The sequence below is a fragment of the Bradyrhizobium sp. CCBAU 45394 genome, assembly GCF_028128655.1.
Lineage (GTDB): Bacteria > Pseudomonadota > Alphaproteobacteria > Rhizobiales > Xanthobacteraceae > Bradyrhizobium > Bradyrhizobium diazoefficiens.
The window spans coordinates 1-12,891 of sequence record NZ_LBIX01000146.1 but is presented as its reverse complement, the minus strand read 5'-3'; the positions used below and the strand labels follow the sequence as shown (position 1 = coordinate 12,891).

Here is a 12,891-nt window from a genome sequence, read left to right as displayed (position 1 = left end):
CTACGCCGCCTGGGCGGAGGACCTCGACGCAGGAGGCGTCCAGTTCCAGGGCAACAACTCGTGCAGGCGATTCTGCGGCATGTCGGCGATGCGTGCGAAGACATCGGCAAGCCAGGCTTTTGGGTCGACGTCGTTGAGACGCGCCGTCATGATAAGCGTGGCCATCACGGCAGCCCGCTCCGCGCCGCGATCAGAACCGGCGAACAACCATGCCTTTCTTCCCAGCGCAAAGCCGCGCAGCGCTCGCTCGGCCGCATTGTTGGTCAGGCAGATCCTTCCGTCGTGGACAAAGCGAGCAAAGCCTTCCCATCGGTTGAGCAGATAATTGATCGGCTTGATCACGTTGGACGAACGCGAGAGCCGGGCGGATTCCACCCGTAGCCAAGCCTCAAAATCGCTCAGCAGCGGCGCGCTTCTGTCTTGGCGGACCTGTAGCCGCTCCGCAGCACTCGACCCATGGATCTCGCGCTCGATCTCGAACAGCTGGTCAATTCGACGAACCGCTTCCAGCGCAATGGGCGAGATCGCCGTCGCCGATCTTCCGCGGCGAGCGTTCTGGGCGATATCGGCCAGTTCGAAGAATGCTCTGCGGCCGTGCGCCCAGCAGAAGGCGGCCGTGGCGGGCACCGCCTTGCGCCCGGGATCGAAGAGCGCGTTGAACCCGCTATAGGCGTCGGCTTGAAGGATGCCGGCGAAGTCCTGAAGATGCCGCGCCGGATGTTCGCCGCGCCGATCGCGCGAGGCGTAAAACAGCGCCGCCGGCGGACCTTGCCCGCCAAATGGCCGATCGTCGCGGACATAGGTCCAAATCCGCCCGGTATCCGTCTTTCCCTTCGCCAGGATCGGGATCTTGGTGTCGTCGCCATGGAGCCTATCGGCGGAGAGCACATGGGCTTCGATCAGTTCAAAGATGGGCCTGACCGCGAACGCTCCGGCGCCAACCTGATCCGCCAGCGTCGAGACCGACAGGTCGATCCCCTCGCATTTGAAGCGCTGGCTCTGTCGGTTCAGCGGCTGATGCTGACCAAATTTGTCGTACAGGATCGTCGCCAGAAGCTGGGGTCCGATATAGCCCCGCGGCGTGGCATGGAAGGGCGCTGGCGGCTGCGTGATCGCCTCGCAGTCCCGGCAGCTGAACTTCTCCCGCACCGTGTCGATGACCTTGAACCGGCGTGGGATCTCCTCCAGCGTCGAGGTCACGCTTTCGCCGAGCTTCGACAGCCGCGCCGACCCGCAGCAGGGGCATTGCGTCGGAGCCGGCAGGACCACGCGTTCTCGCACGATGTCGTCGGGGAAGGGTTGACGCACCGGCCGCTTGCGCTCAAACGAACGCACCGTCTGCGTCTTCCCGGCCGTCTTCTCGGCAGCCAGCTCATCCTCGGTCGCGTCCGCCTCGAGTTCCTCAAGCTCAAGCTCCAGCTGATCGAGCAGCCGTGCCGACCGCTCCGAGCGAGTGCCATATATCGTGCGTCGTAGCTTCTCGATCTCGAGCTTGAGATGGGCAATCAGCGCTTCGGTGCTCGATTGCTTCGCCTGGGCATTGGCCGCTTCAGCAAGCCTGGCTTCCGCCGCAAGCCTGGCCGTGCGTTCGGCCAAAATCATTGCATGCGCGGCGGCAAGATCGGGCGGCAGGTCGGCGCTGGATTCCATGGCCAGATGGAATCACATTCGCGGCCGAACTCAAATGACAAAGTCTCAGCCTACGCTGGTCGGACGCCAGGACTCTTGGGGATTGCGCCAGTCGATGCCGGACAGCAGATAGCTCATCTGCGCCTGCGAGATCGACACCACGCCGTCCGCCAGCGACGGCCAGACAAAACGACCTCTCTCGAGTTTCTTCGTAAACAGGCATGCTCCCTGGCCGTCATGCCAGATCACTTTCAATAGATCGCCCCTGCGTCCGCGGAAGCAGAACAAATGACCACTCAGCGGATCACGGCGCAGCACTTCTTGCACCTGCAACGACAATGAGGCGAAGCCTTTGCGCATGTCGGTGTGGCCCGTCGCCAGCCACACCCGAACTCCCGTAGGAACCGGAATCATCGCGGATCCAAAATCTCGATGATCCGGCGAAGCGCCTCAACGTCGACGCCCGCATCAACAATGACGCGCCGTCCGCCAGCCAGCTCGATCTCGATCCGACGCTCCGTCGAATCTGCGGGCGCGCTCTCCGATGAGGCCGCCACCGACGCCACGGGCCCGCCCTCTGACATAACTGCCCTGACAAACCCAGCCTCGGATTTGGTTCGGTTCGCTGCGAAGGCTCTTCGCCAGGTCACCAGCAGAGAACGTGATAAGCCGTATCGCCGCGCTGTCGCCGCAACCAGGCGCGGCTCGGATAGGCTTTCCAAAACAATCCGCGCCTTCTCCTCCTCAGACCAGCGGCGCCGCCGGCCTGTATCAACCACTTCAAGTCGATTCAGCGTACTGATCGTATGGCTGCCCATACGTACAGTTCTCAACCATCAGGCCAGCCCGCCGCAAGGCGTCTCCCCTCGGAGGCTTACGGAAACAGAGGCATCGGCTAACTGCACCAACGATAGAACCAGCGCGGGCGGGCAAGACGCTGGACGAACTCACCAACTGTGTCGATCCGGTCACGGCGGTTGAGGGCAAGGCCCGAAGCGAGCACCCGCCATTGCGCTGGCGAAATAGTCGGCGGCGGCGCCGGTGTGAGATTTGCGTTAAGTGCCTCGTTGGCTGGCAGCTGCGCATACGGGTGGTTGCCGGTCAGGGTCAGATAGGCGACCACTGCGAGAGAATAGACATCATCGCTTTCTGTCCGCGGCTCCCCCATCAACATCTCCGGCGACGCATAAGCCGGTGTCAATAGTCCAATGTCGTCGGTCAGAGCGGTGGCCTTCTCGCCTTGCGGCGGAAGGTCGAGCAAGAGGACTGTTCCAAAGTCCACAATTTTGATCTCGCCGGTCGAGGTCATGAAGATATTTCCCGGTTTGAGGTCACCATGCAAGATCCCTAGACTGTGCATGTGGACGAGGCCCTGCCCAGCGGCGCGGACGATCTGAAAGGACACGGAGGGTGACAGCGGTCGTCCCTGACGATCGGCCAGGACCTGCGCCAACGAGCGGCCCTTCAAGAGCTCCATGACCAGGTAATGGTACTTGCCGTCATAGTCGGAATCGTAGATCCGCGCCAAATTCCGGTGTACGCAGTCACGCAAAAGACGCGCCTCGCGGTGCAACAGCTGTACTAGTTTCTGGCGCATCTTCGCATGTGGTTGGATGACCTTCACTGCGATTTCTGGACTTTGTGCACGCGCCCACAGGCCGATCCGATCGACCGCACGATAGACGGTGCTGGTGCCGCCCTCGCTAATAACCTCTGCCAGCTCGAAGCGGCCGCCGAGCACGTATCCCAGGGGGGGCTCCCTCACAGCACAGCCTCGAGCAGGCATTCGATGATCGCACTGATGTCGCCGGTCGCCTGTTGCGCAAAAGCGCAAGGCCCCGCCCGTTGGAACGTCGATCCCCAATAATACCTTGAGCTCATGCATAGTGTTGCCGTTGCGGTCTAATTCTGGCTACGTGAAGCGCGTCGCGTCGCTTACTCATCGCCCCAGCGGGCCCGCACCAGCATTGCGGCCGACCGTGCCAAGGTGCCACCAGCGGCATGTGCCCGCCTCCTACCTACAAAGCTGAGAACTCTCACGGCGCTCCTATCATAGCTGATCCGGACATCGGAACGAACGAAGGACACCCAAGCTGAACGGATTGCTCACACTTTCCGCCCGCAATTCATAGGTCACGTCGGGCCGCTCGGGCCGTCCGATCGTGAGCGTGAAACGATCGGAAGCGCCACGCGAGGCGGGTCGCGAGGCATCGATCAGACGGAACAGAGCCCAAGGGCCTAAGCGCTCAATCCTCTCCTCGGTTCCGTCCAGAGAAGTAAGGGCAACTGAGGCCGTGCTTGCTTCGGTACGACTCGGCCATTCAAGGTCGTAGGCACGGGGCGCCTCGTGACGATAGACGATCTCCTTGCCATCCATGACAAAAGTCGCGCGCAGAAGTCTAGAGGCGAGATAAACTGGCTTGATGCTGAACTTCACGGCCGGAGCGGAACCCGAGCCGTTGAAAAAGGACCTGCGAATCTCCCTCACGCGTTGAAATTGAGTCAGGGCATCGGCATGGATCGGCGCCGCCGCGCCGTCGAGAGTTGCCAGCGCAAGGCCGGTTCTGCCCTCGATGACGAATGGCGACAGGTACTTCTGAAAAAACTCATTGAGAATGCCGCCGGGGCGAAAGAGATCGCTGAAGTCCTTTAAAGTTACGTCCTCGCTCGCGGCCGCAAACAACGGATAACGCTGATAGACGCCAACTTGGCAGATCGGTGCCACTTCCCGTGTCCAAACGGAATTGACATGACCGTGTGCCTGTTGAAGCAAGACGCTCCATGTCGAGAGCGCGATGTCGTTCATGATGGTACGGACCAGTTCGGGTCGTAGCGCTGAGTCAGCGCGTAAGGCACCAAAGGCATCGTTGCTAGAATCCCTGACGCGTCGCTGAAAAAGCTGAAATGCGGCCTGGCCGGGATCGGGCGCGGTCGCGATGTTGACCATTGTCGCATATAGGGCGCCGAAAAGATTGCGGATGTGATCCATGCTGGGCGTCTGTCCCGAGGCTCCGCCTACGCCCAGTTGGAACAGAGGCCGGAAGGCTTCCGTGATCCCTGTTCCCGGCCAGGGGGCGTCGCCGAATGCAGCCGAGAACACGGCAGCCGTTGTCTCACCCGGCTTGGCAGTGATCTGCTCTCCGGGCGGCGGCAGGTTGGTATTGTCGCGTACGAGGGAAATGATCTGCTGCAGTGCGCTTTCCGGACCGGCTAGCCCGCGCAGGATTACCGAGGCCCGGCGCATATCGTCGAATTTGACAACGCGGACGCTACTCAGTGCGGTTGTCCAAAGATGAATGTAATCGGCAACATAGCGATCGACGACTTTGCGCACGAGCTGTTGTGTGTCCGCCGCATCGAACGAGCTGCCGGCAAGGACCCAATCGCCGCTTTGCTCGTCCTGGACAATGCGTGGAAGCTGCGGCAGCAGGAAACCGATCAAACCATCCCGTGTGAAGATGCCTGGAATGATCGCAGTGCCGCCTGACAAAGGGAGATCCTGCCGACCAATTGTGGGGAAATTAGTCTGGGGCTTTATCTCCAGCTGGCCGGCTCCCAGCAGACTAACGAGGTCGATTGGCCGGAGCTGCGCGTTCCCAGCGGCTTCGCGCAAGAGCCGCGCGTAGACCTGCTCGATGAGCGGACGTTCCATCAGCCGCGAGCGTACCGCAATCACGAACTTCAGGTCGCTCGTGATGGGTCTCGGCAGCAACTCAATAAGACGTGAAAAATGCTCCTGCAGTTCGTCAGCTGATGTCGACTCGAGCGCAAACGTAAGCGCCACTTCCCTGTGCATAGCCTGTTCGATTTTGCCGCGATCGAAATGCCTCGGATCGCCCAGCATCAAATAGATGCGGAACATTTCCTTGGCCTGGTCCAGCAGAGCATCGTTGCCCGACTGCAATATCGCATCAATCCGACCGGCGAGCCTCCCGGCAAACACCGGCAGCAGGCGGTCGACCAAAATCTGATCATAAGCTCGTTGCGCAGCCGGCGCGAGCACCGTGGTCGCCGAAATGCCGAGGCCACCGAGCCATTCAATCCAAGTGTTCTCGCCAGCGGCCAGACGCAGCCGCCGCGCGGCGTTGAGGGTCGGCAGGAGCCCAGTCAGATTCAGCGACTCGCGTGGTTCGTTCAGACGCGTTTGCATTGTCTGTGCGGCCATTTTGGTCTCAGCGATGCGTGTTTCGCTACGAGCCAATGCGTCGTACCACTGCGCCAGCGCGGCCACCGTCAGTATGACTGCCGCGAGGTAGCCACCACAGTGCACGATCGCAAGCTTGCGTTCGAGTTTGAGATTACGGCCGACCAGCCCCTGCTCAGGGAAGATCACATCGGTCAGCAACTTCTTGATGAAGAATGTTTTTCCCGGCCCGATCGACGGCGTGGGCGGGCTTGCGTGCAGACCGAAATTCCTTCTGATCGCACCGCTCATCCTCTCGATCGGCACTCCTTCCTGGGCAGCGCTTGTCAAGTAGACCCCACGCAGCATCGGCTGCACTTCGAATCGGCTCCGCCGGAAGACCTGGCCAACGAAGGCGCTGACCGCGGTCCGCATGCTCCACAATTCTTTCGGGAACATATACATCATTACACGACGGACATGATCACGTTCGTCATGCAAGCGGAACGCCAAGTTGCTCTCGAGCCGCTCGGCAAGTTGCTGAATCTCGAGGGTTACGGCGTCCTCGATGTGATCGCCTGGTCCCTCCAGAGGAAAGGTCCTGCCCCAGACCTGGGCACGACCATCATGGTCGAGATCGTCGAAATACTCGGCGAAGCCAACTATCAGATCGCATTTGGTTATCAGAACATAGACCGGAATACGCATACTAAACGTCTTGGCGAGCTCCTGTATCCGCGAACGAACCGACTCGACGAGCCTGCGCTGGTTGTCCTGGCCCGATAAGAGATCGCGCAGGCTGATCGCAACCACGATCCCGTTGATCGGTCGCCGGCGCCGATGGACGGTAAGAAGATCGAGAAAGCCATGCCAGGCCGCGCGATCCACCTCGGCATCCGCATCGTGCGTCGTATAACGGCTCGCCGTGTCGATAAACACTGCCTCTTCAGTAAACCACCAGTCGCAGTTTTGCGTGCCGCCGACACCGGCCACCGGATCGACGCCAAGCCGTTCGGCCAACGGAAACTCGAGCCCCGAGTTGCGCAGGATCGTTGTCTTTCCGGCCCCTGATGGTCCAATGATGATGTACCAGGGCAACTCGAACAGATAACTCGGTCCGCGCTTGCCGCCGAACGCTGTATCGCGCAGGACCTTCAGCGCGTCCTCGAAGCGTCCACGGATGAGGTCGATCTCCTCCTCACCACGATTTTTTGAAGCCATGACGAGCCCCTCGCTCGTCATCAATGACTTGATAACACGTCGGTTAGCGCGGCGCGCTAGCCAGTAACGGACAAGGATGGTGACGACGACCGTCAAGGAGAGGCAGCCGATTGTGGCCGCGCGAACTGGCATCGAAACCAGCGGAAGCTGATCGAGCGCGTGAAGGTGGGAGCCGCCGAACCAGATCAATGTGTCGACCAGCAACAAGGATACGAACGTAATGATGCCTCGAGCCGAAAAGAGGGCCACGAATCGAGCGCCAAACACCTGCACCTCCCTCTTAGCGTGGTCTAGACTGGCCGACCATGACGAGCAGTTGCTGAACGGGCGCGAGTTCCTCCGACACGCGCCAATGAAAGACACCGTAGCCGGCAAGCCCAATGACGGCCGCAGCGGTGAAGATGATCCATAACGGTACGTAGCGACGCATGCGTGTACGTACTTTGGCGCTGCGCCATCGGATCGATAGCGCGGCCACTGGTTCGCTCGTGTGATCCCGCAACAGACGCCGAACGTCGGAACGCAGGTCTTCAAGCCGCTCGCGGCCTCCTTCCACCACGCGATATTTGCCCTCAAACCCCAGCAACAAGCAGATGTTGATGAGCTTGAGCAAGGCGAGGTATTTGGCCGGCTTTGCCTGCACGCGTTCGAGTATCTGGAAAACCATCTCGCCACCCCACGTCTCGTTATGGAAATGGTTGAGCAGGCTCTTGTCACTCCAAGCGCTCTCACTGCCCCAGCGCGTGGTCATCACCGCTTCGTCCAGCAACGCGCATATCACGTAACGAGCGGCTTCGACATCGCTGCCGCTCGCCTGATCTTTAGCCGCCCGCAGCTCGAAGCGGTGGATTTGCTCCACCATCTCACGTCGCAGCACGCTGATATCGGCGCTGTTGATGACGCGAAGCTGCGCGACAACCAAAAGGATGGGCGTCGCGGCCGCGACGAGGGCGTCCTCCATTGCCTTTGGCTCGAACAGGCTTTGCATGACCATCTCGGCATGGTTGGCTGCCCACACCTCGTTGGTTTCAGATACCCGCGACGGCAGAGCGCCCGCCGGGAAGGCAATCTTCGGCGCAAGGCACGCGGAGGATTGCCCGACTGGAGTGTTACGGGTCGGACCGACCGGCCTGCGACCGATGACTGTCGGTTCATCCATGTGTTTCGGGCCGGTCACGTACGTTCTCTACGGATGGCCCAGAACTCGAGATGGAGATCCGAGTAGTCACCGCTAACGTGGAACGCAAAGGCGGCCGAGCGCGGCAGGATTCGCCACAGCTCCACCGACTGGTCCAGCTCGAAATAGACGGCATTCTGGATATAAGGCAACTCACGCGGCGCCACGGCAAGCGCTTGAATCGGAACACCCGGGAGCTGAAGGTTGACGAGATCGCGAATCTGCTCGACCGAGCCCACCTTCAACTGCGCCGGAAGCTGGGTGCGCAACGTCTCGCCCGGAACACTTGCCACGGCAATGAGAACGAACCGAGAGTCCTGGAACAAGGTGCGGTCGGTGATCAGGCCGGTTAAAATGCCATAGCCTCGGTCCTGCAACGGAAGCGATATTGCGGCGCTCTCGATCACAACAGCCAGCAGCCCGCGCAGAATATGAGCCAACGGCGTGAAGCAGCTTTCCAGGTCCTCATGCCGATAGGAAGGCACTTCTTGCGACTTCCGTCGATCGCCAACGAAGCTCGACAGCTTTCCGGTAAGGCTCAGCAACGCGCGGAAGAGCGTTTCGGGATGATGCGAACGCGTTGCTGCGAAGTGGTCGAACACGGCTTCTGCGCCATTCACGATCGATAAAGTGACAAGATCAATCAGTCCGGCTCCGTCCGCCGTCATCCGCGAGGGATCCGCGCGCGCAGCAAGCGCATCGGCGCGTGTCCGCAGCAGCGATCTGAGCTCGTTCAACAGCGCGATCAGCGACTTGGCTGCGTGGATGTCGATGGCAGGCGGAACGTAGGTGTCGGATAACGTAATCGCGCGAGCCGGATCGATATCACGGATCCGACAGATAGGCAGCGCGATCAGATCACCCTGTTCTTCGCCGTCAAAGATGAGCTGTGTTGATAGCGACGCAACCTTGATATCGACCGGAGCTTTTTCCGGCGAGGTCGCATTCCGGATCTGCAAGACCTCCTGATCGTGTCGGCGCGCTAGTGTATCCCCGGAACAGACGTCGCTGCCGGCCTGCCGGCGCGTACCCACCGCGATCTTAACCAGCAGATTCTTCGCAGCCGGTGGAGGGGTTCGTCCGGTCGGAAGGCGGACATGCTCCGGCGCATGAAGGGCCGTGCCGTCGGGCATAATGGCTTCAAGTTCGGTAAGTGCGACTTGGCCAAGCGCCAGAAGATTTCGATCAAAGGCAATTCGTCGGATGCCCCAGCCGTAGCCGAGCAGACCAGCTACGCGGTTCTCGACTAATTGTTCGACCCAGCGGTCATATTGCTGAAAGTGCTGCGGCCGCACCAACATGCCTTCGGACCAGATCGGTTTGCTTGTCGCAGACACCAGTTCAGTCGCCTCTTCGCTAACTTTTCAAAAAGTGCATGTGCCCCCGGGGGCTGCTGGTGGTCACGACGGACCAGTCAGAGGAGTTTCCACCAGTTTCGAGTGGCTTCGTGCTCGATGCTGACAGCTTCAGCAGTCAATTTTACCGAGATTCTATTGTTGCGATCGGGGTTGATTTCGGCAGTTGAGCGCCACTGGGAATCGTTGCCCGCGCGGAAGCCCGCGATCACGCCGATATTTCGGGTCTCAATCGGCGTATCGCGGTCAAAGTCCATCTTATCGCCAGGCGCCAGCTCGACTTCGCGCTTGGCCACCAGCTCCGGCCCAAGTCGTTTGGTGTCATCGTCGAACAGCTCGAAAAACTGCGCTCGGGTGAAGGTGGTCGTCGACTTCAGTTCATAGATGCGGACGACAACCGGCGACGGCTTGCCGTACGCGTTGGGATTGACGAATTCATCGGCCTCGATCACGAACTTTATCGGCGTCGACTTGGTCGACTTGTCGGTCGAACAATTGGTGGCTGCAGCGGCCATCAGCAACGCACCGCCAACCACGGACAACCGATGGGCTGTATTGCGCGGCGCCATTAGGCCGTCTTCCCTTCATTGCGGCCGGATTCTGAGCGTTGCGTTTCGTAGCTTCGAGCAAACTCTTCTGCGACGTAGGAGCGAGCGGTTTGATCAATGTCATTGACCATCGATGCGTGCAGTTCCACAAATCTGTCCCACAACTTGGCCTTATTGACGCGAGCGCCGAAAAGACCGCTGATTGCAGCGTCGCTCTCGATACGCTGGGGGCTCATGTGCGTGAGCACATTGCTGACCGCGCCTCTCATTGCCGCCATTGCCGCGAACTCATGGGCTTTGATGTCATCGAAGCCTGCGCGCACTGACCGGGAGAGAAACCGGAATCCGCGATCCTTTCCGAGCGCCTCGCGGAGGACGTGACTGCTGTTGGTGAACTGTACCGCGTTGTCATTCCCGGCCAGTGTCTGCGTCGGCCTGATTTCACACTCATTCTTGAGCATAGCCCACGCCGCCAGTATGGAATGCAGCCCGTCCGTCATCTCGGCGACCGCGCGGCCGAGTTCGGCAAAACGCTCTCGAAGCTGTGCTGGCGGCACAAGATCCGGATTGAAACCGAGCGCGTCCCAGAACGCCTGCAATTCGTCTGTGTCCGATGGAGGGGGCGCAGGCAACGGCGGTGGACCGCTTCTTGTCGCGGTTTTTGTCTCAGGACTGCCGACCACGCGCGGCGCAACAGTTTCCTTCAGTCTCAGTGGCCGCCGATCGATCTCCGGATGATCGGGCGGCGGCGTCCTTGAACCAGAAATCGGCAATTTCCCGAAGTGATTCGTCTGAGAAGAAGCGGTCGGCCTAGGCGCGATCTGGAGCTCGTTCGGCTCATTGATGCGCACCTTTGTTTGTTGCGATGACGCCAACGGCGTGCAGCACGAGACCGACTCCGGCAATAGATCGCCAAGATCGAGATCCTCAGGGATGATTGGCGCAGGATGGCCATTCGGCGGTACACTCCTGTCAATGGAGGGGGCAGAGGGAAGCGGTTGCGATGATTTGACAAATTGCGTGTCGGCCGATGACAACAGTGTTGATCCGACATATCCCGGTTGCGCGTGCGAGGATTGCCTCTGAGTCGTGACAGCGCTCGATGGTTGCCGATGAAGATCAGCCAGTGTCGGATCCACAGCCGCGATGTCGCTGCTGAGCGGCTGGTTTCCAGGCGAGGTTGGCGGATCAGGTGGCTGCGGCTCGAATTGTGCCGCTGAATAGAAGATCTGGCGTGTGCCGGTCACTCTTGAGGGTTCGAGCGGAACATGCGCATCGCTAGCCGACCGCCCGGCAGTCGGAACGGCTGCAGTTGCGGACTTTTGGATGAGTGCAGGAGACCGCAACGTCGGCGTTGTCCGGCCCACACACACCGCTTTCGACCCCGTCAAGCCTAGCCGTTGACGTTCTTCGACAGGATCGTCCTCGATCATTACCGAGAGGATGTAATTCGCCAAGTATAGCGTATCGCCATCAGCTAGCGGCGCGGTATTGCCGCGTCCCAGCGGTGCGTCTACCGTGTTGATGTAGACGCCATTGGTGCTTGTATCGGTGATCGTGAAACCGATGCCATTGAATGCGATCAGCGCGTGGTGTCCTGACAGGGTGTTGGTTGGATCTAGAAGCCGCCAGTAGCAACCCCGCGCGCGACCGATGGAGCCCCCTTCCGGTCCAAACGCCTGCGTTGCGTTGCGGCCCAAGGGCTCGGCGTTCTCCCCGAGGACTCCGAGTGTGAGATGCATCTCGCACCTTCAGGCTTGCTCGCCGGCACACGTGGTCATCGGAGCGCCCCATCCGACTTGCCGTGGCGGCCGCATTGCTTTCAACTGGGTAGCCTTGTTGCTGGGCCGATCGATTGTCTCATGCGCCGGTTGCGAAAGGCGAAAAGGAACGTCTCTTCGCGCGCTCGGTTGCATCGGCGGCCGCGCGCCTCTTTCTATCTCAGAAATAAGCGCATGCCGGCGCAAGCAAAGAAGCGCGGTAGTATTATGCATCTACGTGCTCTCGGCCAATTAATGTTGCCAGATTTCAGTAGCAACGGCCGTGCCAATGGCAACTCCAAGCTAAGCCACTGATTGGACATAAGACTCTTTGGTTCGGCGATGAATCGCTGTTCTCAAACTGACAGAGGCTCCTCCAGCGGTCAGACACCGGACAAGGTGACCCCTCAGGCAACTTTTGGCGGCCCAATGTCATCTCCGCTATCCTTGACCGAACCGACAGCGGCAACTTGTCGAGCCAATATGGTGTTGACTTGGAACCCCGGAGATGCGTCGCCCCTTGCGGCAGGCAAGCAGTGTTCGATGAACCCATTGCTTGCGTCTTGAAACGAGCTGCCCGAAGTCCGTTGTCCTCTGCAAGTTATTGTGAACGCGAATTCTGCCCTGACCTCGCGTATTGGAGTTCAATATCGACGATCTCCCCCCCCCCCCCCCCCCCCCCCCCCCCCCCCCCCCCCCCCCCCCCCCCCCCCCCCCCCCCCCCCCCCCCCCCCCCCCCCCCCCCCCCCCCCCCCCCCCCCCCCCCCCCCCCCCCCCCCCCCCCCCCCCCCCCCCCCCCCCCCCCCCCCCCCCCCCCCCCCCCCCCCCCCCCCCCCCCCCCCCCCCCCCCCCCCCCCCCCCCCCCCCCCCCCCCCCCCCCCCTGACATGAACTGCGAGTTCGAGGTCGTTATCTGGCCGCCCCTGCGACTAGCCCGGATGCGCCGCGAGCGCGGATCCGTAATTGTCGTGTTGCCCGCGGCTCCCTTTCGCACTGACAACCATGGAGGGAGAGATGCGCATCATTGGCATGGACATCCATCGCGTGGCGGCCGAGGCCGTGGCGCTGCTCGAGGGACA

At 60.9% G+C, this 12,891-nt stretch carries 9 protein-coding genes; all 9 read right to left on the bottom strand.

Going from position 1 to position 12,891, the window contains the following annotated elements:
• Positions 1-1,650 carry an IS66 family transposase gene (gene tnpC / locus WN73_RS14925; RefSeq protein ID WP_442870095.1) on the bottom strand — a complete coding sequence of 550 codons (1,650 nt, stop codon included), beginning with the start codon at positions 1,648-1,650 and terminating at the stop codon, positions 1-3.
• A gap of 45 nt (positions 1,651-1,695) precedes the next feature.
• Complete coding sequence (gene tnpB, locus WN73_RS14920) at positions 1,696-2,016, bottom strand: IS66 family insertion sequence element accessory protein TnpB (protein WP_442868767.1); 321 nt, start codon at positions 2,014-2,016, stop codon at positions 1,696-1,698.
• Positions 2,017-2,039: 23 nt separating this feature from the next.
• Complete coding sequence (gene tnpA / locus WN73_RS14915; protein WP_271553495.1) at positions 2,040-2,447, bottom strand: IS66-like element accessory protein TnpA; 408 nt, start codon at positions 2,445-2,447, stop codon at positions 2,040-2,042.
• A gap of 77 nt (positions 2,448-2,524) precedes the next feature.
• Complete coding sequence (locus WN73_RS14910; protein ID WP_271553494.1) at positions 2,525-3,370, bottom strand: serine/threonine-protein kinase; 846 nt, start codon at positions 3,368-3,370, stop codon at positions 2,525-2,527.
• A gap of 309 nt (positions 3,371-3,679) precedes the next feature.
• Positions 3,680-7,240, bottom strand: coding sequence for a type VI secretion system membrane subunit TssM (tssM, locus tag WN73_RS14905; protein WP_271553493.1), 3,561 nt, complete (start codon positions 7,238-7,240; stop codon positions 3,680-3,682).
• A 13-nt stretch (positions 7,241-7,253) separates the two neighbouring features.
• The gene (gene icmH, locus WN73_RS14900) at positions 7,254-8,150 is read right to left on the bottom strand and encodes a type IVB secretion system protein IcmH/DotU (protein ID WP_271553492.1); all 897 of its coding nucleotides are present in this window, start codon (positions 8,148-8,150) and stop codon (positions 7,254-7,256) included.
• Entirely contained in the window at positions 8,147-9,487 is a 1,341-nt protein-coding gene (gene tssK / locus WN73_RS14895) for a type VI secretion system baseplate subunit TssK (protein WP_271553491.1), read from the bottom strand. Before tssK ends, icmH begins: the two co-directional genes overlap by 4 nt.
• Before the next feature lie 77 nt (positions 9,488-9,564).
• Entirely contained in the window at positions 9,565-10,074 is a 510-nt protein-coding gene (gene tssJ, locus WN73_RS14890; RefSeq protein WP_271553489.1) for a type VI secretion system lipoprotein TssJ, read from the bottom strand.
• Positions 10,074-11,795, bottom strand: a complete 1,722-nt coding sequence (locus tag WN73_RS14885) for a type VI secretion system-associated FHA domain protein (protein WP_271553488.1) — start codon at positions 11,793-11,795, stop codon at positions 10,074-10,076. Before WN73_RS14885 ends, tssJ begins: the two co-directional genes overlap by 1 nt.
• Between the last annotated feature and the right edge of the window lie 1,096 nt (positions 11,796-12,891).